Raw genomic sequence first — 19,202 nt, forward strand, 5'->3', positions numbered from 1 at the left:
TGAGGCAAGTGGAATTAACCCAGAACTTTCTGGACGGTGGCGATCAGCTGTTCCGGGTTGAACGGCTTGACCAACCAGCCGGTGGCACCGGCGGCCTTGCCTTCGGACTTCTTGTCGGCCGCCGACTCGGTGGTGAGCATCAGCATCGGGGTGAACTTGTAGTCCGGCAGCTGGCGCAGCTCACGGATCAGCGAGATGCCGTCCATGTTGGGCATGTTCACGTCGGTCACCACCGCGTTGAAGCGTTGGCCCTTTGCGCGGCCCAGCGCCACGGCGCCGTCCTCGGCTTCTTCGACGGCAAAGCCGGCAGAGGTGAGGGCGAAAGAGACCATCTGGCGCATTGACGCCGAATCGTCCACCACCAAGATACGTGCGCTCATGCGGCGTTCTCCACAGATTTCAGGTTGTCATTGGATGCGGAAAGTCCGAGCGCGTCGGTGACGCCGAGCAGACGGGCCGCATCTCTAAAAGTGTCGTTGCAGCCATCGAATTCGGTATGCAACCCCGCCTGGCGGCGGGTCTGCACAAAGGCACAGAGCAACTGCACGCTGGCGGTATGGATACGCCGGACGTCGCCGGCATTGAGCACCACCTCGCCGTCCTGGGCCAGGAACGCGGCAAGCTTCTGCTTGAGGTCGGCGCTGGTCTCGATGCCGAGATCCTCACCCAATGTCACTGTGCTCATTGTTGCTCCGAACGGATGGTTCTATGCGTACTAACGGCGGGCGGCGGGAAAGCTTTAACGGTGAATCGTTGCGCGTGCAGGTGCGCGTCAGCTGCGGGCCGGATCAATGCAGCAAATGGCTGGCATCGAGCAGGATCATCGGCTGATGGCCCAGCCGCGCGACGCCGCGGAACAGGTTGTTGGAAATGCGGCACAGGCGTGCGTTGTCCGGTGGTTCGATCTGCTGATCGGTCAGGCTGGTGACGTCTTCCACCGCCGACACGCGCAGGCCCATGGTCTCGCCGTTTTCCTCCAGCACCACCACGCGCGTCTGCAGATCCATGTTGATCGGCGCCGAGCCCAGATGCATGCCCAGGTCGATCACCGGCACCACCTGGCCACGCAGGTTCATGATGCCGAGCATCGCGCTGGCGGTGCCGCGCAGTGGCAGCAGCGGCACCGGCAGTACCACCTCCTGCACCTTGAGCAATTCCAGCGCATAGGTCTGTTCGCCGCAGCGCAGGCGCAGCCAGCGCGTGCTGCGTTCGGCCGCGCGCCGCTCGGCCTGGATGTGCTCGGCCTGGCCGGGGGCCAGCAGTGCCTGCAGGCCTTGCGGATAGATCGGCGACGGCGGTGCGCGGTGCGGTGCCTGCATCGGTGCCGGCGCAGGCCGCGCAGGTGCCGGCGCGGCGGGTGCGGCATCGGCAAAGGCCGGGTCGGCATCCATCTCCGACAGCAGATCGGCGGCCAGCAGGTCGGCGCCGGAGGCAGCGCTGGCGAAGGCCGGGTCTGCGTCCATCTCGGCCATCAGGTCGGCGGTGCTCATGAACGGGCTGGGCGCCGCCGTGGCGAACGCCGGGTCGGCATCCATTTCGGCGAGGAAATCGGCAGCGATGTCTGCAGCGCTGGGCGCGGCGACCACCGGCGGGCCGAACGCCGGGTCGGCATCCATTTCGGCGAGGAAATCGGCAGCGATGTCTGCAGCGCTGGGCGCGGCAGCCACCGGCGGGCCGAACGCCGGGTCGGCATCCATTTCGGCGAGGAAATCGGCAGCGATGTCTGCAGCGCTGGGCGCGGCGACCACCGGCGGGCCGAAGGCCGGATCGGCATCCATTTCGGCGAGGAAATCGGCGGCGATGTCCGCGGCGCTGGGCGCAGCGACCACTGGCGGGCCGAAGGCCGGGTCGGCATCCATTTCGGCAAGGAAATCGGCGGCGATGTCCGCGGCGCTGAGCACCGCGGCGATCGCGTTGGACGTGGCCGCTTCGGAGACAGCGGCGGCTTCGGGGGCCGCGGCAGCCTGCACCGGCGCTTCGGCCAGCGTGACGTCTGCCTCGGCAGTTGCCGGTGCCGCCGCGACGGTGGCAGTGGCAGCCGGGGCAGTGGGTTCGACGCCGGCATCGTGCAGCAGGCCTTCCAGATAATCGTCCAGCTCACCGTTGGCGGCGTGGTTGCTCATGCGGCTTGCTCCATACGCACCGCGTCATCGGCCAGCACCCATTCCAGCGCACGGCGATAGGCGGACAGGCCGCGGCCCTGGTAGTCGCCGCCGGTGGCGGGGACGGTCAACGCGGCGGCATTGCAGATTCGGGTATCCACCGGCACCGCGTCTTCCCAGACGACGGCGCCGTAGGTGTCCTGCATCTCCTTGAGCGTCTCGGTGCCGGCGCGGGTGCGGCGGTCGAACAGGGTCGGCAGGATCGACACCGGCAGTGCGCGGCGACGCGAACGCTGCACCATGTCGGCGGTACGCACCATGCTGGCCAGGCCGTGCAGCGCCAGCGGCTCGGCCTGGGTCGGCACCACTACGCGGTCGCAGGCGGCCAGCGCGTTGATCATCAGCAGGCCGAGCGTGGGCGGGCAGTCGAGCAGGATGTAGTCGTGCTGGCCGGCATGCCGGGTCATCGCGTTCTGCAGGGCCAGGCCCAGCCCGGGCTGGTTGGCGCTGCGGCGTTCCAGCGTGGCCAGTGCGGCTTGCGCGCAGACATAGGACAGGCCGGGGATGGCACTTTCGTGGGCCAGGCTGGCCAGGTCGCTCGGCGGGGTGCCGAACAGGTCCAGCACCCCGCGCGGCGGCGGGTCGATCGCCACCCCGAACGCGCGGGTGAGTGAGGAGTGCGGATCGAGGTCGATCAACAATACCCGGTGGCCGAGCGCGGCCAGGCCACGACCCAATGCCAGCGTCGTGGTGGTCTTGCCGACGCCGCCCTTCTGGTTGGCGATTGCCCAGATACGCATCTCACTGCACTCCTTGAATTACGGCGGGAACGGAACTTGTGCCGCTTTCGGTGGTGACGGCCGTTTGGCCGCCGTCAGACTTGGGAAGCTTGGGCGCCCCGGCGGCGGTCGCATGCAGCTGCGATGGCGGATCGGGTGCGAGTGAGCCAGCCGAGTCAGCGAGGATGATCAACACCACACGCCGGTTCGCATTCCGTCCCGCCTCAGTGCTGTTATCGGCACGTGCGCGGAATTCTCCATAGCCCACCATCGCCAATCGCTGCGGGGCGATGCCGTCGTCGGCAAACAGGTGCACCACGCTGGCGGCGCGCGCGGCCGACAGCTCCCAGTTGGAGGGAAACTGTGCGGTGGCGATCGGCTGGTTGTCGGTATAGCCCTCCACGCGCACGCCATTGGGCGCATCGCGCAGCACCGCGGCCAGCGCCGACAGGGTGCCGCGGGCGCTGCCGGCCAATGCCGCCGAGCCGGTACCGAACAGGATGTCGCTGTTGATCTCCACCTCGATCCACAGATCGTTGCGGCGGATGGTGATGAGTTTCTGGTCGATCAGCGGTGCCAGCGTCTTGCCCAACTGCTGGGCCACCGCGTCCATCTGCCGCTGCGCACGCGCCAGCTGCGCCTGGTTGCGCAGCGACACCGGCATGCGCATCTGCGCGGCCATCGACGGCAGCAGGGTGGGGTCGGTCGGTCCTCTGGACGCGGCCATCGGCGCGCCGGCCTTGATCACCGACGGGCGGTCGTAATCGGCACCCAGGGTCTGGGTCCTGCCGACCTGCACCGGGCTGGCGGCGGTGGACGCGCCACCGAAGGCGGTGGTCAGCGCCTGCGCCATGACCTTGTACTTGCCCTCGTTGAGCGAGGAGATTGCGTACATCACCACGAAGAACGCCAGCAGCAGCGTCATCAGATCGGCATACGGAATCGCCCACGCTTCGTGGTTGCCATGGTCTTCGTGGTGTTTGCGACGGCGGGCCATGACGGGACTAATGCAAGTAGCCTGCCAGTTTCGACTCGATGTTGCGCGGGTTCTCGCCCTGGGCGATCGCGATCAAGCCTTCGATCGCCATTTCGCGCTCGTTGGTGCTGCAATGGATGACGCTCTTGAGCTTGGCGGCGACCGGCAGGAACAGCAGGTTGGCCGAGGCGATGCCGTAGATGGTGGCGGTGAAGGCCGCGGCGATGCCATGGCCGAGCATGGCCGGGTCGGCCAGGTTCTTCATCACCGCCATCAGCCCGAGCACCGCACCGATGATGCCCAGCGTGGGCGCGTAGATGCCCATGCCTTCGAACACCTTGGCCGCGGCAAGGTCCTGCCGCTCCTGGTTGTCCATTTCGATCTCGAGCATATGCCGCATGGATTCGGGCTCCACGCCATCGACCAGCATCTGCAGGCCCTTGCGCAGGAACGCGTCGTCCTGGCGCGGGAGCTGGTCTTCCAGGCCCAGCAGGCCCTGGCGGCGGGCGATGTTGCTCCACTCGACGATGCGCGCCAGCAACTGCGGGCGGTCGCTGGCCGGCGGCTGGATCACCCAGCGCAGGATCTTGAAGGCGCGCCGGAAAACCGCCGGTGAGGTGTGCAGCAGGATCGCCGCCACGGTGCCGACGATCACGATCACGAAGGCAGCCGGCGACCACAGCGACGAAATGCCGGCGCCTTTCAACACGCTGCCGCCCACGATCGCCACGATCGCGAGCACCAGTCCGATGATGCTGAGTCTGTCCATGGAGGCGATATCGGCGCGAGCGCGGCGGACTTGATAGAGCAGATGGTCGAGAGCGCCAGAAAGTTGTCGTTTTGCGGCATGGGCCGCCTCCACGCTGGCGTCGATGCAGGGTTGCCAGGTCATCGGCGCATGCGCTCCCGACCAGGGCGTGTCATCAATGCCGCAGCAGGCCCCGCCACCCTTGCGCGTGCACGCAGGCAACAGGCGCGCGCATGTTCGGTGTGGCGACCGCGTTGGCGATGGCCGCCAAGCGGCGTGTGGTGGGCGATGCCCTCAGCTCCATCCAGTCTCTTGCTGAGCCCGGTTTTAAACAAGGTGTGTGCTGGCGCTTCGGCAAACCGCTTGCGTCCGGTTGCGGGCGAGGCTGTGTTGCTTGCAGCGATCACGCTGCTGCAGCCGCGACGCGGTCGGCTGTGCCGTGCCGCGTGCAAGCGTGGCGGGCCGGCCGCCCATCGTGGATGCCTCGCAACGCCGCCGGTCTGTTGCGCGGCAGAATGCGCTGCCGCTTGGGCTGTGCTACTTAGCTTTCCACGGCATTAGAACGATCTAATCGCATCTGCGTGGAAGCGGACGCAAGAGGAGGGGGCAGGTTGCCGCAACGGCGACGGATCGTTTTTGTGTCACTTCGCGCAACGTTCTTGGCCGATCGCTGGATCGACAGAAATCCGCCGAAGCCAATCACCTTTGGGAGAGCATGATCGAAATGAACTGCATGCCATTCGCACGCCACCGCAGCACGCTGTCCGCCGGTATCGCCATCGCCTTGTTCGCGAGTGTCGCCTCCACCGCCGCCGCCCAGCAGGCCAACGGCACGCCGGCGCCCACGGGCCAGGCCGAGGTGCAGGCCACGGACCTGGACGCAGTGACGGTGACCGGCTACCGCTACGCGATCGAAAAAAGCCTGGAGCAGAAGCGCAACGCCAACGCCGTGGTCGATGTGATCACCGCCGAGGACGTGGGCAAGTTCCCCGACAAGAATGTGGCCGATGCGCTGCAGCGCGTGCCCGGCGTGGTCATCAGCCGCGACGGCGGCGAGGGCAAGAACGTCAGTGTGCGCGGCCTGTCCTCGGAGCTGGTGCTGACCGAATTGAACGGCAACTACATCGCCACCGCCGAGTCCAACGGCGACCCCACGCGCTCGTTCAACTACACGCTGCTGCCGTCGAACCTGCTGGGCAGCGCGGAGCTGTACAAGACCCCGGAAGCGCGCATCGACGAAGGCGGCATCGGCGGCACGGTGATCCTGCAGACGCGGCGCCCGCTGGAACTGGAGCCAAACTCCGGCTTCGTCTCTGCCGAGGGCACCTGGTCCGATACCAGCAAGAAGACCGACGGCCAGTTCTCCGGTTCGTATTCGTGGCACGACAAGGACAACCGCTTCGGCGTCTTCGTCGGCTACACGCAGCAGAAGCGCACCGCACGTACACTCGATGCCAGTACCGAGAGCTGGCAATGGTACGGGCGCGACGAAGGCGGCCCGGCGGTCGACGTGAACGGAAATCCCTCGGACTTCAACGCCAACTGGTGGGGCGGGACCGGTTTCTGGAACCAGGACGGCGATTACGCCACCGGTTTCATGATGCCGACGGCGGTGAGCCTGGGCGCCAAACGCGAGGAGCGCGAGCGCAAGGGCGGGCAACTGACCTTGCAGTTCAAGCCGACCGACGACCTGACGCTGACCGCGAACTACTTCCGCTTCGACCTGTCGCAGGACTCGCAGACCAATACCATCAAGATTCCCGAGTGGAACATCGCCCGTTACAACGGCGACGGCAACTGGCGCGGCGGCCGTCTGCTCGACCGGCTGCAGTTCGATCCCAGCGGCACCATCGTCACTGGCGCCGCCTACAGCCTGCGCCCGGGCAGGACCTACTACTGCAACGAGGCGCAGGCCGCTGCGGCCGGCCTGCCGCCGGGCGGCTGGGGCTCGGACGACTGCACGGTGCCCACGCCGCAGATCACCGGCAGCTACAACATCGAAAAATCGCTGTCGCAGACCGTGGACCTGGGCGGCGAATGGCGTGGCGAGCAGGTGGACGTGGCGTTCAAGGCCGGCCGCACCTGGGCCAAGGGCGGGCCGGAGCTGCAGTTTTCCCTGCCGATCAAGCCGCGCCTGCAGAACGCCGACGGCAGCTGGACCAACGCCAACTTCGCCAGTGCCTGGGACCTGACCGGCACGCCGTCCATGACGTTCTCGCCAGCGCTGATGCAGAACCTGCGCGACGGCATCCTGCAGGTCGACCTGGGCTCGACCGGCTCGTCCTGGACCCGCAACACCAACCAGCAGCAGTACGCGCAGATCGATACCACCTGGCATTTCGACGGCGAGGTCTTCGACTCGCTGCAGTTCGGCATCAAACGTCGCGACGGCGGCATCCACCGCAGCACCGGCAACAACTACTGGGTGTGCCCGGGCACCGACCCGAGCGACTACGACAACCGCTACTGGAACGGGCGCTGCAATGCCATCGCCACGCAGTTCTCCCCGGGGCTGCTGTTCGCGCAGGACAACCTGGCCGGCGGCGTCAACGCCAGCGCGTTCCCGGCGATCAACTTCCCGGGCTACATCGGCTATTTGAACCAAACCTACGGCGCGATGCAGACCCGCAACGAAAACAACTTTGTCTACAACGTGGACGAAGAGATCTATTCCAGCTACCTGCAGCTCAACTTCCACACCGGGCGGCTGCGTGGCAACGTCGGCGTGCGGGTGGCGCGTACCGGCCAGCGTGCCGAGTCCACCGACAAGGTGAGCGCCTACAACGACTACTTCTTCGACGGTGCCGACGGCAATCCGCTGGCCTGCCAGCAGGGCGCCGCCATGCCCGGCGGTGCCCCGGCCGACACCTATTGCGGCACCGAAGGCTACTGGCGCTTGGCCGACAGCGTGCAACGCACCGAGTCGTTCGTGGTCAGCGGGCTGGACCGCAACTACACCGACGTGCTGCCGAGTTTCAACCTGGCCTATGACCTGACCGAGAACCTGTTGCTGCGCGCGGCAGCCGCCAAGGTGATCGCACGCCCAAGCTACAACGACATCGCCGCGCCTGGCAGCCTGGAGTTTTACAGTCCCGAGTACGTGGCCGACCGGCGCCTGACCGGCGGTGCCAGCGAGCAGGGCTGGTACGGCTCGGGCAGCAATAAGAACCTGGAGCCGTACAAGGCCAACCAGTTCGACCTGGGGCTGGAATGGTATTTTCTCCCGGGTTCGGTGGCGGGTGTGGGGCTGTTCCGCAAGAACGTGGAGAACTTCGCGGTCGACGTGATCAGCGACGTCAACATGATGGTCGACGGGCAACCGGTCACCGTGCAGAACTACAGCACCCAGGCCGGCGGCCAGGACGCGGTGTCGCAGGGTGTGGAGCTGTACGCGCAGCACACGCTGCCGTTTGGCCTTGGTGTGCAGTTCAACTACACCTACAACGATGCCAGCAAGGCGGCAGTGCGGCTGGAAGACGGCACCGAGGCCGGCGAGACCGCCATGCCGGGCAGCGCCAGGAACCAGACCAACCTCACCGTGTTCTACGAGACCGACAGCCTGCTGCTGCGCGCCTCGTACAACCGTCGCGGTGAGCTGGTGCAGGGCCTGGTCAACGGGTTGAACGTCTTTGAAGAGCCGTACTACCAGATCGATGTCAACGCGGCCTACAACATCACCCCGGCTCTCAGCCTCACCGCCTCGGTACTGAACCTGACCAAGCAGGAGTCCCGCTCGCACCTGGGCGAGGACACCCGCGCGCGCTTCTACACCGGCGGCTACGCAGGCCGGCTGGCGTACCTCGGGCTGACCTACAAGTTCTAGGTGCAACGTGTTGCGCCCATGCCTGCCGCGTGGCGGTATGGGCGCGATGGTTCGGCGGCGGCCGGGCTGCAGTGGAAGTGAACCTGGAACCGTTGTTTCATAGCCTCATACCCCTATCAAATCGAGAAAAAGTTCCGGCCTCTTCTATGCACCGCTTTCCAAACGCTTCTGCAATGCTTCGATCAGCATGCGAACACGTGTGGGTACGTTCTTTGAGGTGGGAATGAGTGCCCAGATTGGCAGGTTCTGGGCAATGGCATTAGCGATTGGCACCGCACGTAGGCGACCCGACTCAATTTCTGGCTCCACATCCCAATAACTCAACATCGCCAAGCCCATCCCTTGCAGGCAGGCCTCTTTCACGCCTTCCGCACTACTACAAGCAAAGCGTCCACGGATTGGTAGCATGCGCAGTTCATCGCCGGCCATGAATGGCCAGGCCGTCATGGCTGTTGAATGAAGCCCGTTGTGATGGGAAAGGTCGCTGAGAGACTTAGGTATCCCATGCTTGTCCAAGTACGCAGGTGTGGCATAGAGGGCGCGAGGGTTGTCTGAGAGCTTCCGGCCCACCAAGCGCGAGTCCTTTGGGTGCGCCAGGCGGATGGCGACGTCAATGCCTTGCTCAACAATGTCGATGATGTCATCGCTCAGGCCTAGCTCCACGCGCAAGCGTGGTTGTTCCTCCTGTAGCACGCCAAGCAGCGGCACCATCACAGCGCGGCCAAATACATGAGGGCAGGTCACCTTTAATGTCCCAGATGCAACGTCTGGGTCGGTCGTGACGCTGGTACGGGCAGTTTCACCCAGGTCAAGGATGGCTCGGGCGTGGGGAAGGAAGGCTTCGCCTTCTGGCGTCAGTGAAATTGATCGCGTCGTCCGATGCACCAAGCGGGTGCCTAGCTCGGTTTCTAGAGCCGCTAGTGCCCGTGAGGCGGCCATCGCGCTCATTCCCAAGCGCCGCCCCGCGGCGGCCAAGCCGCCAGCAGCGACGACGGCAACAAACACTTCGAGATCTTTGAAGTTCATTCAAACGAAATTCGTTATACAGCCAGTCATTTTAGGTGGATTGTGCCTGTTTTTGGCAGATTTACTATGTAAATTGATATTTTTTGGGGTGAGCCGCAATGTCGAACGAGTCTGCTGAAGTTCCAACCAACAGGCCTAACAACCTTGCCATTTCCAGCACGGCCAGTGGTTGGGCGATCGGCGTTTTGTCCTTGGCTGCCTTCGTGATAGTCACCACCGAATTCATCATCGTCGGCTTGATACCTGCGCTGTCGAAGGATCTTGGTATCTCCATTTCGATGGCCGGACAGTTGGTGACGATCTTCGCATTCACGATTGCCCTCGCAGGCCCATTCATGACGGCTTGCTTATCCCGCTATGAGCGCCGCCAGTTGTTCGTCTGGATATTGGTGGCATTTGCGGTATGCAACGCCGCTGCCGCGCTGTCGCCTAACTACTGGACGCTTATGGTGGCTCGTCTGATTCCGGCAGCGCTTGTGCCGGTATTTTGGGGAATAGGTAGCGACGCCGCAGGACAGATCGTGCGCAAGGAGAAGGCTGGTAAGGCCGTGGCACAAGTTTACTTCGGTGTGACCGCAGCACTTCTCTTCGGTATTCCTCTTGGGACGGTGCTGGGTGACGCCGTAGGTTGGCGTGGCACCTTTTGGGTGCTGGCAGCGATATCCCTAGGGATGGTTCCGATCCTGCTTGCTGTGATGCCGAAGGTACCGGCAGGTCCCGATCAAAGCCTGTTGACTCAGGTTTCGATTCTCAAGAGCAGTTTCTTCCTGGCCAATCTGATCTTGTCCTTGGCCATCTTCACTGCCATGTTCGCCGCCTATACCTATCTAGCAGACATGCTTGAAAGCATTGCCGGCATTCCTTCTGCCAATGTCGGTTGGTGGTTGATGGGCTTCGGAGCCGTTGGCCTGGTTGGCAACTATGTCGCCGGGCGCTTGGTAGACAAGTATGCGGTGCAAGCCAGTGTGCTGTTCTGTGTGCTTCTGGCTGTCGGCGCGGTATCGGCTGCCGTTATTGCTGAACACCTGATTCCGTTCATCGCAGCCTTGGCAGTCTGGGGTGTTGCCCACACCGCGCTATTCCCGTTGTCTCAGATCCGCGTCATGAACGCGGCCACGGCAGGGAAGGCGTTGGCCGGCACGCTCAACATTTCGGCTGCCAATGCGGGGATCGGCCTGGGAGCGCTCTTGGGCGGCTGGGCTATTAGCCACGGCGGTATCGCCATTGCGTGCTTTGGCGCCGGCATTCTCATCGGGGCATGCGCGATCGCGACGCCGATTGTAGAGAGGATGCGCCCGACTAGTCCCTCCACTGACCATCATTCTTAAACCACCTGGAGAGCATTATGGATCTGCAACTGAAAGGTAAGACTGCCGTCGTCACGGGTGCGAGCCAAGGTCTTGGCCGCGCAATCGCCTTGGAACTGGCCCGCGAAGGCGTCAAGGTATTCGGCACTGCGCGCAATGAGGAGCTGTTGGCCAGCCTAGTCTGCGACGCCGCAGCGCAAGGTTTGGCGCCAATCGACACATTCATTCAGGACTTCATGGCGGCGGATGCTCCCAAGAAGATCGCTGATCAAGCCCTTGGTGTTCTGGGTTACGTCGACATCCTCATCAACAACGCAGGCGGAAGCCGGCCGATCGACATGGTCGGTGAGGACTCGGTCTGGGAGGAGACGATGACGCTCAATTTCGACCGTCACCGCCAACTAACGCAGCACCTGATTCCGCAGTTCGTCGAGCGCGAGCAGGGTTCCATTCTGAACATTACAGGTACCTACGAGGCCCCTGTGGTCAATGCCGGCTCCGTGGCGAAGGCAGCCATGGCAGTCTGGTCCAAGGGCCTGTCCAGCCAACTGGGCAAGCACGGAGTCACCGTGAACTCGTTGCAGCCTGGCCTGCTCGACACCGCCCAGATCCGTCGGCTGTTCCCCGGTGATGCTCGACGGGAGTACGCGCAGGCCCACATCTCGCTGGGCGACTTCGGCGAGCCGCAGGATGTGGCCAACGTGGCAACATTCCTGGTTTCCACGCGTGCGCGCTATATGACTGGCTCGGTAACCACTGTGGATGGCGGTATGCGCTACTACTCGTTCTGAGAATCGCCGTGGTACGTCACCCTGCATCCGCGGGGGTTCCGCTGCCGCACCATTCACATGGAAGGACGAGAGCCATTGCGTGCCGTTGCGCCACAGCGCTGCGGACATGCCTCGCATGTCCACTACAACCACCAGATTCCTTTTGCTAATGCTGATGCTGGCAACAATGCAGCGGTCGGCAAACTGACAGGGAAGGTGTGCGATGGAACTCCGGCATCTTCGTTGCTTCCTGGCCGTAGCCGAAGAACTTCACTTTGCCCGTGCGGCCGAACGGCTGCACATGGAGCAGTCGCCGCTGTCTCGGAATATCAAAGAGTTGGAAGAAGAACTGGGCGAACGGTTGTTCATTCGCACCAGTCGCAGCACGCGCCTGACGCGGGCGGGCATCTTGTTTATGGAGCATGTGCCCCGCGTCTTCACCGCTTTGCAGCAGGCCCGCGACAGTGTAAAGGCAGCCGCCAATGGCTTTCACGGTCAATTGCGCATTGCGCTTTCCGACGGCATCACGCCGTCGCGGTTGCCGATCTTGTTGGCAATGTGTGCGTAATGGGGTCAGGTGCACTTAATCAGGCGACGGTGCTCGGCTTGCGTGGCCCGTATGGAACTGCGCCAGGCGCACACAGCCGCGCGAGACGCGCCACCGTGTATTGACACGCCGGACCGTGTACTTGCAATCTAGTCCCAAGGAGCGTCGAAACTCCTCTAGTAGCGGTACCCACCTCCGTCAAACCGGTGGGTTTTTTGTGCCTGCATCCTGCAGGGACAAGCCGGCGCAATGCCTGCGTCGGGAGGGCGGCTAATACAACACCCGCAAGGGGAATACGCCCGCCGGCTACTAGCGGTTTCGAACCTCCCGACATCCCGTCGCCGTTGGCGGCGGTTCTTGGTTTGTTCCAGGAGGGCGTTGCCATGTCTACCGCACTATCCATACCGGCATCTGTGCCGGTTGATCTGTTGCCAGCTTCCGCTCACCGCCTGCGGTGGGATATGGGCGATGTGCTGCGCAGGCTCGACGCACGCACAGCTATTGAGCAGGCGAAAGACCATACCGCGCGTCCGCTGAGTCGCCAGCTCGGTGTATTGCCGCACTCCTCGCGCCGCCTGTCGGCACGCAGGGCTGTGCCGTTGCAGCAGTACGTCGCTGCAACCATCACCCGCCATCACCAGGAGGCGCCATGACACGCCGCCGCCCACCCACGGTATCTGCCAGCGCACGGCCCACCCGCACACGTACGCGCCCCGCGCCGCCCAAGCGGGTGCAGTGGGTCGTTGTGGAGCCCGACCGCACCAAGCTGCCACCGATGCTCCTGCCCGACCCGGACGCCTCCCCGCAAGGCCCCGGCACGCTACGCGCACCCCGCCGCGCCCGCCGCCCGCGCCAATGCACTGTGAGCTACACCCATTACCCCGGCGCCCACGACCACGCCGGTGACCAGCACGTGCCCCACGTCCGCCTCAGCGGCCTATGGCTGGAACAACTGGGCTTTGCCATCGGCACCAAGCTGCGCATCACCGCCAGCGAAGGGCAGCTGTTGATGGAGGTGTTGCCGCCGGTGGAGGTGCCGGCCAGGGCGCGCAGCGTGCGGCGATGATGCGGCGGCTGCCATACCCGTTGCAAAAGAACGGGGTCAGATTCACTTAAGGAAGTCAACCTGACCCTGAGGTTTGGACCCGTTATTCGACAAATAGCTGCCATTGTTGAATGGCCGGGATTGGTGGAATGCGGAAAGGCTGGTTTCGAAGCAGCTAAAGCGATTCCCGCCGCTTAGCCGTATCACCAAACCGGCGGAGATTTCTGTCTTGCGAGGTGGCGACACCATACAACGTCGCGTATTCGGACAGGAAGCATCCGTCCGAATAGGGTGATACCCTCTGCATGGCTCAAACGCTGATGTTGGAGTGGGGAGTAAAAAATGGTCGCCTCAATTAAACGCCGCACTGTTTTGGCTGCGGCATTATCCATGGCCCTGCCGATGCGTAGCTTTGCCAAACCCGGAATTGAAGCTGATAGCGTGTCCTCGGCCCTTCGCCGTCGCGTAGCCGAGGAAAAGCAGGGCACCGGGGCCGTATTGGGGGTGGTACGCGCAGGCGAATTGAAGACCTTCCACTACGGAACGGTTGGCCTAGGTAAACTCCAACAGCCGAATGATCGGTCAGTATTTCAGATCGCCTCGCTCACCAAGATATTCACGGCACTATTACTTGCTGATTGCGTTCAGCGGGGTGAAGTGAATCTCGTCGATCCGCTATCAATGTACATTGCAGTTCCTCCCGCCACCTTCGACGGGAATGAGATCACGCTTCTCGATTTAGCCACTCATACGAGTGGGCTACCACTTCGGCCATCCAGTCGCACCGGCCTCAGTCAAGACAACCCCTACGCCGGCTACACCGAGAGCGATCTTTGTGCTGATTTAGGTCGTGTTCGTCTCACGCGCTTACCGGGGTCGAGTTTTGAATACTCAAATTTTGACTACGCGTTATTGGGTTACGCGTTGTCACAGCGCCTTGGCAAAACGTATGCTGACCTCTTGCGAGCTCGCATTCTTGAACCGCTTCGTATGGACGAGACTACGCTTACTCTATCAACGGCGATGCAACACCGGGAAATTTGGGGTTATGATGCGGACTTCCACTCGGCTCAACCCTGGGAATTTGGTGCGCTTGCGCCGGCAGGGGGCCTTTTTTCGACGGTGAAGGATCTGTCGAAATTCATGACACTTTGGACAAACAAAGAAAGCGGTCCCCTCTCGCGGGCGGCTTCAATGATGCTGACCGTAGATAGGCCCGGCGATAATACCGATACCAGAATGGGTATCGGCTGGCGGAAGGTCCATCCGGATGGCCAGAGCATAGCTTGGAGCAATGGAAATGGCGGCGGCGTTCGTAGCTTCATGGGCTTCAACGCCGACACGCGCGTCGCCGCAATCGCGTTTATCAACAAAACATCGGGTTTTGGAGTTGACGATATCGCGCTTGGGATGCTTGCACCAGCTGGCTCGCATGTTCCCCCGTTTTTCTAAAACCCCATAACGGTTCCAGGTTCATTTCTTTCACCATCCGGACTACAGCCTCAGGGCATCCCAAGATCCCGCATCATGGTGCCGCAGTGCAACTCGGAAAGTCCTTGAGATAATCTGCGAGCGAATCCATCCCCACGCTCGTGCGCAGCGCGTCCACATCACCGCTGCCATCAAGCGGTTGCGCCACACGCTTTCCGTCGACGCACGTCACCTGCGTGCCGTAACGCTGCCTGCCGGTCAACTTAAGCATCACCCGATCATGTAGGAAAGCATACTGACGGGGCAGGGCACGACCCTCGTAACTCCGTTGCAAGGCCTGCAGCGCGTCGTACTGCAGCTCAGGGCGATGGTCGCCGTGCTGCACGAGCGCCCACAGTTGCTGCTGCATGTCCTCGCTGATCCTCGGCGGCGCAGGCCAACCTCCATAGCGGGCAATCTGCTCCTCGGCGTACAGGATATTGCTGTCGTCCAGCAAGCGCAGGTCCGCCTCGAGCGCAAATGCATATAAGGCAAACGTGGGAGTGCCGATCGCCTCCTCACCATGACCCGGTAGCGAATCAAAAGCGTATCTCAACACTTGATCTTGTGCGAATCGACGCCCAAGCTCCTTGGCATCCTTGGTGGCCGAATCCGCGTCGTCACGGACTTTGTGAATGGCATCGACCGCGGTTGCGACTTGCCGGTACGTAGCCACATAGGGCTGCGCCTGCCGCGCGGCAGTAACAAACGCGTCCAATGAAGCAACATCAGCTGCCGTGGCCTCGGCGCTGACTACCAGCGCGCATCGATGGTTGCCATAGCATCCGCGGGGCAGTGCCGACGCATCCACGCCACGGTCCGCAAACGCTTCTCGCAGACGTTTTGTCTCCGCCTCGCTTGCCGGACCTCGCGCCCACGCGAGCAGCGAATCCCATCGCGCACGCTCGGCCGCGTCGGCGGAGAACCGAGGAGCAACCCATTGCAGCGATGCGATATCAACCACCGCATCCGACGGGACCTGCTCCAGCAGGACGGGCGCAGCGGCGGTAGCGCTGATCGGCAGACTGCTGCCGGTCAGCATCACCACAACACCCATGCGTAACAATAACGACGTTCCATCATTCATGTCACAAACCTTAAGGGAGGGCGTGCTCGGTCAGGCATCCGCATCGTCAACGGCGATGTTGCTTAAGTTTGCCTCTGCGGCTGCATCGCGGGTCCGCGACGTGGTGCCACCAGATACGGCATTGAGCTCTGCATCGGTCGGTTCGCGTGCCAGGTCATTGCTCAGCAGGCGGAAAGACCCGGTCGTACCATGCCGCTTCGATTCTCGCTTGGACATCGGGAGGACCTCCTTGGGTTGAGAGCCATCCACGAAAACTGGCTCCGGACTTCTCTATCATCTCCCATCGGAATGGCGTCAAGTGGTTTGGTGGCATAAATAGATCGAAATAACGATTCCAGGTTCACTTCCACGGCAGCCTGACCGTCGCCAGACCATCGCGCCCATGCCTGCGCGCGTAGCGGCGTAGATCGGCAGCGATGCTGGTAGTGAAACGACAACGGCCGCAGTACGAGGCCGTTGTCGTTAGATCACGCAAACAGGATCGTCTTGATGATTCCCGATTCCCGATTCCCGAATCCCGAATCCCGAATCCCAAATCCCGAAGCTCAATGATCGCTGGAACGCAATCCATCCACATCCAGGATCAGCGCCATGCGGCCATCGCCGATCAGGGTGGCGCCGGCGTAGCCGGGCAGGCCGCGTAATGCGCGGGGCAGGGGCTTGATCACCACTTCCTCGCGGCCGCGGACCTGGTCCACCACCAGGCCGAAGCGAGTTTCGCCGGCCTGCAACAGCACCACGGTCAGTAGCGGCGGTTGTTCGGCAGGCACGCCCAGCCAGCGACGCAGGTCGATCAGGGGCAGGGTGTGCGAGCGGCGGTCCAGCACGGCGCGGCCGTCGAACCAGCCCAGCGAGGTCTGCGGGGCGTGCAGCACCTCGACCACGCGCGCCAGCGGCAGGGCATACACCGCTTCGCCGGCCTGCACCAGCAGGGTCGGCAGGATCGCCAGGGTCAGCGGCACGCGGATCATGAAACGGCTGCCGCGCCCCAGTTCGGACTGGATCTGGATCTGCCCGCTCAACTCGCGGATACGTGACTGCACCACGTCCATGCCAACGCCGCGGCCGGAGATGTCGGTGACCTCGGCCTTGGTCGAGAAGCCCGGCATGAAGATCAGGTGCATGCACTCGTCGGTGCTCAGGCGGCGGCCTCGGCGTCGATCAAGCCCTTGTTGCGGGCGATCTCGCGCAGACGCTCGGGATCGACGCCGGCGCCGTCGTCCTAGATTTTGATACTGACGTAGTCGCATTCCTGCCGCGCGGACAGGCGCACACCGCCTGTTGGTGGCATCCCGCAGGGCGGGCAATTCGATTTGCCAATAGCCTGTTCCGGCAAGAAACTTGGAATATTATTTTCCTGTTTTATCAAAATAATTTTGGAATGATTTTGTTTTTTTGTCACCGCGCGACATAAAAGCTTAAAGGCAGTCGCTTACCTTAAATGCCCGAGGGGGTTGGATCTAAATCTGGGTATTTACATGTGTATAGATGCTGGTGCGAGTGAATTGATAACTAGGTCTATTATCGCGACTTGGTGGAATTTGGCGTCCATAGTCAGTCTTGAATCGAGAGCAGGAGGGTGAATTGATGTCTGGTTCAACGAGGTCGGTCTTTATTTTGGTTGTCATTGCGGGGCTGTTTGCCGCAGCTGCTCTCTATGTTGCGCATGGCGCGCAAACCAGCGGATCGACCATGCCTGGAGTTGCAAGATCCTCCGGTGAGGATCGTCCAATGGTTAAAAGCATTTCTCCTAATGGCAACGCCAATGGGCAATGGGATGCATCTGATTTTTCAGAACTTTCAGCGAGCGATCAATCTTTCACGGCGGGCAATGTCGTGTCACATCTCAATGGGTTTTTTTCAAGGCTCTACTCGGATCGGACAATGACGCTGGCAGAGCGGGACGCATTTGCCTATCGGCTTGCATTGGCGCTCGAAAGCGATAAGAACACCCGCAAGGCGGTCTCTGAGTATTACCGTCAAATCCCGGCCGACAAAGCGATGCGGCGCGACATCATGCGGAACATGCTCGCAGTTGGGCCTGTAGGTCGTGCAGTCATGCTGGACGAGGCCAAGCGGATATGGGACAGCAAGGACAAGGAGTCATACCAGCACATGTACGAAACCTATTCGGGCTTTCCGGGCCAGGCCCCCAAGCCGGTTATCGTCGATGCCATTGCCGGCCTCAGTACGCATGGCATTGGGAGCGGGACTGCTGTCGCATCGTTGAACCTCATCGGCACGCTGGAAAAGGATGATTCGCTGGACGCTGCGCAATTGCGCAAAGCAGCCGTATCGCAAATGAGTTCTCTTGTATCCAACGATCAGGATAAATCAGTGCGCGGGATCGCAGCGCAAAAAATCTATCAACTCTCCTCACCCGAAGATGCCGCAAATCTCGCCGCCGGCTTCATCAGGAAAGATGGAGCCAACCCGTGGATGGTCGATCAGACGCTTTATTCGGTCTCCAGCGGCGATGTAGAGCTGACGCCAGCACTAAGGTCAGCACTTGCGTCCGCCGTCGCGCGAGGGTCTCTTCCAGCAGCCGCAGTGGCGCACTACAACGCTGTTGTTTCGCAGGGACCCTGATCACCTGTTCGAACCGGTAATACCGATGACCGACAATCGGCGTCCTACTCCGGAGTTGCCGATGCAGTGGAGCGGGTCCGTATAGCCGGATGCGTCCCGGGGTATTGGTTTGTTATCGGCAGGGAAGCGCGTTTTAAACATTTTTACATCTGATGCATCTGCCTTTGAAGTGATTATTGCAGTAATTATTCCGCTCATGCGTTTGAATTGGGCGCGCAGCGCGATTTGCGATATTTCAGAACAATCCTTCCGCCTCTTTTGGAGCATATTTATGTTTGAGCATCACCAATCTGGTCGGCGCCTACGATTTCGAAACATGTTGGCGATTGTGGCGCTGTCACTTGTGTCAATCGGTTCTGCGCAGGCACAGACCATAAAAGACAATTTTCAGCAATGGCTCGGGCACCAGCAGAAGGCCTACTATGTCAACAAGTCCACCAATGCCATCGCCTGCCCAAGAGGAGGTGGTGGTGCATGCATCCAAGGGCAGGAAACCTCGGGTACGAGCCAGTGTGTGGAGCAGTCCTTTAACATCGGCGCAAGTTGGGAGCCGCCCATTCCACCGGTCTGGGGCGCGTTTTCCCTAAGCGGCGGGGGCGGTAAAAGCTGGTCGGCATGCCACGAGCGGTCCGAGTCGGTGACCTGTCAACCGGATCATGGCTTTGAGGGCCGGGCCGCCAATTGGGTCGGTGAGCGAATGGGGCGGATCAAGATGATCTCGGCCAAAACCTATCGTGTCGCCGGACAGTTCGCAGCCTGTCCACCACACTTCACTGCGTCGGATTTCTCTGGCAAGTGGGGAAGGTTTACCTTATGCACGTTCAATGGGGCAGGCCAAACGGTGGATGGCTACCTGCCTGAGTTCGAACGCCAAATTTGCCTTTATACCCCGATCTGAGAGCTGTTGATGAGCAAGCTTCCGGATGTGGTCTT

General features: G+C 62.1%; 17 protein-coding genes and 2 pseudogenes. 9 read left to right on the forward strand and 10 right to left on the reverse strand.

The genetic code is table 11. The features are described from left to right. Positions 1 to 14: 14 nt before the first annotated feature. From H7A86_RS09945 to H7A86_RS09970, 6 genes are all read right to left on the reverse strand, one after another. Complete coding sequence (locus H7A86_RS09945) at positions 15 to 380, reverse strand: response regulator (RefSeq protein WP_002806565.1); 366 nt, start codon at positions 378 to 380, stop codon at positions 15 to 17. Further along, a complete protein-coding gene (locus H7A86_RS09950; protein WP_026064926.1) occupies positions 377 to 685 on the reverse strand; it encodes an STAS domain-containing protein in 309 nt (102 codons plus the stop codon). Before H7A86_RS09950 ends, H7A86_RS09945 begins: the two co-directional genes overlap by 4 nt. Positions 686 to 788: 103 nt before the next feature. Beyond that, a complete protein-coding gene (locus tag H7A86_RS09955) occupies positions 789 to 2,123 on the reverse strand; it encodes a chemotaxis protein CheW (RefSeq protein WP_119132028.1) in 1,335 nt (444 codons plus the stop codon). Then, on the reverse strand, positions 2,120 to 2,902 hold the full coding sequence (locus H7A86_RS09960) for a ParA family protein (RefSeq protein ID WP_016904758.1): 783 nt from the start codon (positions 2,900 to 2,902) through the stop codon (positions 2,120 to 2,122). Before H7A86_RS09960 ends, H7A86_RS09955 begins: the two co-directional genes overlap by 4 nt. A gap of 1 nt (position 2,903) precedes the next feature. Next, on the reverse strand, positions 2,904 to 3,878 hold the full coding sequence (motD, locus tag H7A86_RS09965) for a flagellar motor protein MotD (RefSeq protein ID WP_104585116.1): 975 nt from the start codon (positions 3,876 to 3,878) through the stop codon (positions 2,904 to 2,906). A 7-nt stretch (positions 3,879 to 3,885) separates the two neighbouring features. Beyond that, positions 3,886 to 4,626: a flagellar motor protein gene (locus H7A86_RS09970; RefSeq protein ID WP_026064871.1), complete on the reverse strand. Its 741-nt coding sequence runs from the start codon at positions 4,624 to 4,626 to the stop codon at positions 3,886 to 3,888. A gap of 649 nt (positions 4,627 to 5,275) precedes the next feature. Between H7A86_RS09970 and H7A86_RS09975 the strand changes: the two genes are divergently transcribed. Continuing rightward, positions 5,276 to 8,428 carry a TonB-dependent receptor gene (locus tag H7A86_RS09975; protein WP_180708143.1) on the forward strand — a complete coding sequence of 1,051 codons (3,153 nt, stop codon included), beginning with the start codon at positions 5,276 to 5,278 and terminating at the stop codon, positions 8,426 to 8,428. 144 nt (positions 8,429 to 8,572) lie between these two features. Here H7A86_RS09975 and H7A86_RS09980 read toward each other — a convergent pair whose 3' ends face one another. Then, complete coding sequence (locus H7A86_RS09980; protein WP_119132027.1) at positions 8,573 to 9,454, reverse strand: substrate binding domain-containing protein; 882 nt, start codon at positions 9,452 to 9,454, stop codon at positions 8,573 to 8,575. 98 nt (positions 9,455 to 9,552) lie between these two features. Here H7A86_RS09980 and H7A86_RS09985 point away from each other — a divergent pair, with 98 nt between their 5' ends. The 6 genes and pseudogenes from H7A86_RS09985 to H7A86_RS10010 all read left to right on the forward strand — a co-directional run bounded on the left by H7A86_RS09985 (position 9,553) and on the right by H7A86_RS10010 (position 14,575). Then, entirely contained in the window at positions 9,553 to 10,782 is a 1,230-nt protein-coding gene (locus H7A86_RS09985) for an MFS transporter (protein ID WP_119132026.1), read from the forward strand. Positions 10,783 to 10,799: 17 nt separating this feature from the next. Next, on the forward strand, positions 10,800 to 11,552 hold the full coding sequence (locus tag H7A86_RS09990; protein ID WP_119132025.1) for an SDR family NAD(P)-dependent oxidoreductase: 753 nt from the start codon (positions 10,800 to 10,802) through the stop codon (positions 11,550 to 11,552). 202 nt (positions 11,553 to 11,754) lie between these two features. Next, a pseudogene (locus H7A86_RS21140) lies at positions 11,755 to 12,093 on the forward strand (LysR family transcriptional regulator); the annotation flags it as partial. Between the two features lie 368 nt (positions 12,094 to 12,461). Then, positions 12,462 to 12,731 carry a hypothetical protein gene (locus H7A86_RS21010; protein WP_232099308.1) on the forward strand — a complete coding sequence of 90 codons (270 nt, stop codon included), beginning with the start codon at positions 12,462 to 12,464 and terminating at the stop codon, positions 12,729 to 12,731. Next, entirely contained in the window at positions 12,728 to 13,144 is a 417-nt protein-coding gene (locus tag H7A86_RS10005) for a SymE family type I addiction module toxin (protein WP_119132023.1), read from the forward strand. Before H7A86_RS21010 ends, H7A86_RS10005 begins: the two co-directional genes overlap by 4 nt. Before the next feature lie 321 nt (positions 13,145 to 13,465). After that, positions 13,466 to 14,575, forward strand: coding sequence for a serine hydrolase domain-containing protein (locus H7A86_RS10010; protein WP_119132022.1), 1,110 nt, complete (start codon positions 13,466 to 13,468; stop codon positions 14,573 to 14,575). Between the two features lie 73 nt (positions 14,576 to 14,648). Here H7A86_RS10010 and H7A86_RS10015 read toward each other — a convergent pair whose 3' ends face one another. The 3 genes and pseudogenes from H7A86_RS10015 to H7A86_RS10025 form a co-directional block, all read right to left on the reverse strand. Further along, a complete protein-coding gene (locus tag H7A86_RS10015; RefSeq protein WP_147421343.1) occupies positions 14,649 to 15,680 on the reverse strand; it encodes a DUF6624 domain-containing protein in 1,032 nt (343 codons plus the stop codon). A gap of 30 nt (positions 15,681 to 15,710) precedes the next feature. Continuing rightward, the gene (locus H7A86_RS10020; RefSeq protein ID WP_180708103.1) at positions 15,711 to 15,896 is read right to left on the reverse strand and encodes a hypothetical protein; all 186 of its coding nucleotides are present in this window, start codon (positions 15,894 to 15,896) and stop codon (positions 15,711 to 15,713) included. Between the two features lie 329 nt (positions 15,897 to 16,225). Next, positions 16,226 to 16,974 (reverse strand): annotated as a pseudogene (locus tag H7A86_RS10025) (chemotaxis protein CheA); the annotation flags it as partial. A 293-nt stretch (positions 16,975 to 17,267) separates the two neighbouring features. Between H7A86_RS10025 and H7A86_RS10030 the strand changes: the two are divergent. Both H7A86_RS10030 and H7A86_RS10035 read left to right on the forward strand, forming a co-directional pair. Next, positions 17,268 to 18,269 carry a hypothetical protein gene (locus H7A86_RS10030; protein WP_146099245.1) on the forward strand — a complete coding sequence of 334 codons (1,002 nt, stop codon included), beginning with the start codon at positions 17,268 to 17,270 and terminating at the stop codon, positions 18,267 to 18,269. 169 nt (positions 18,270 to 18,438) lie between these two features. Further along, on the forward strand, positions 18,439 to 19,167 hold the full coding sequence (locus H7A86_RS10035; RefSeq protein WP_146099246.1) for a hypothetical protein: 729 nt from the start codon (positions 18,439 to 18,441) through the stop codon (positions 19,165 to 19,167). The last annotated feature ends 35 nt before the right edge of the window (positions 19,168 to 19,202 follow it).

This window comes from Xanthomonas euroxanthea, assembly GCF_903989455.1.
GTDB lineage: Bacteria > Pseudomonadota > Gammaproteobacteria > Xanthomonadales > Xanthomonadaceae > Xanthomonas > Xanthomonas euroxanthea.

Coding starts and splice junctions, on each gene's coding strand:
- H7A86_RS21010 (WP_232099308.1), top strand. CDS start 12,462: ATGTCTACCGCACTATCCATACCGGCATCTGTGCCGGTTGATCTGTTG.
- H7A86_RS09985 (WP_119132026.1), top strand. CDS start 9,553: ATGTCGAACGAGTCTGCTGAAGTTCCAACCAACAGGCCTAACAACCTT.
- H7A86_RS10005 (WP_119132023.1), top strand. CDS start 12,728: ATGACACGCCGCCGCCCACCCACGGTATCTGCCAGCGCACGGCCCACC.
- H7A86_RS09970 (WP_026064871.1), bottom strand. CDS start 4,626: ATGGACAGACTCAGCATCATCGGACTGGTGCTCGCGATCGTGGCGATC.
- H7A86_RS09950 (WP_026064926.1), bottom strand. CDS start 685: ATGAGCACAGTGACATTGGGTGAGGATCTCGGCATCGAGACCAGCGCC.
- H7A86_RS09955 (WP_119132028.1), bottom strand. CDS start 2,123: ATGAGCAACCACGCCGCCAACGGTGAGCTGGACGATTATCTGGAAGGC.
- H7A86_RS10010 (WP_119132022.1), top strand. CDS start 13,466: ATGGTCGCCTCAATTAAACGCCGCACTGTTTTGGCTGCGGCATTATCC.
- H7A86_RS09960 (WP_016904758.1), bottom strand. CDS start 2,902: ATGCGTATCTGGGCAATCGCCAACCAGAAGGGCGGCGTCGGCAAGACC.
- H7A86_RS10030 (WP_146099245.1), top strand. CDS start 17,268: ATGTCTGGTTCAACGAGGTCGGTCTTTATTTTGGTTGTCATTGCGGGG.
- motD (WP_104585116.1), bottom strand. CDS start 3,878: ATGGCCCGCCGTCGCAAACACCACGAAGACCATGGCAACCACGAAGCG.
- H7A86_RS10015 (WP_147421343.1), bottom strand. CDS start 15,680: ATGAATGATGGAACGTCGTTATTGTTACGCATGGGTGTTGTGGTGATG.
- H7A86_RS09990 (WP_119132025.1), top strand. CDS start 10,800: ATGGATCTGCAACTGAAAGGTAAGACTGCCGTCGTCACGGGTGCGAGC.
- H7A86_RS09980 (WP_119132027.1), bottom strand. CDS start 9,454: ATGAACTTCAAAGATCTCGAAGTGTTTGTTGCCGTCGTCGCTGCTGGC.
- H7A86_RS09945 (WP_002806565.1), bottom strand. CDS start 380: ATGAGCGCACGTATCTTGGTGGTGGACGATTCGGCGTCAATGCGCCAG.
- H7A86_RS10020 (WP_180708103.1), bottom strand. CDS start 15,896: ATGTCCAAGCGAGAATCGAAGCGGCATGGTACGACCGGGTCTTTCCGC.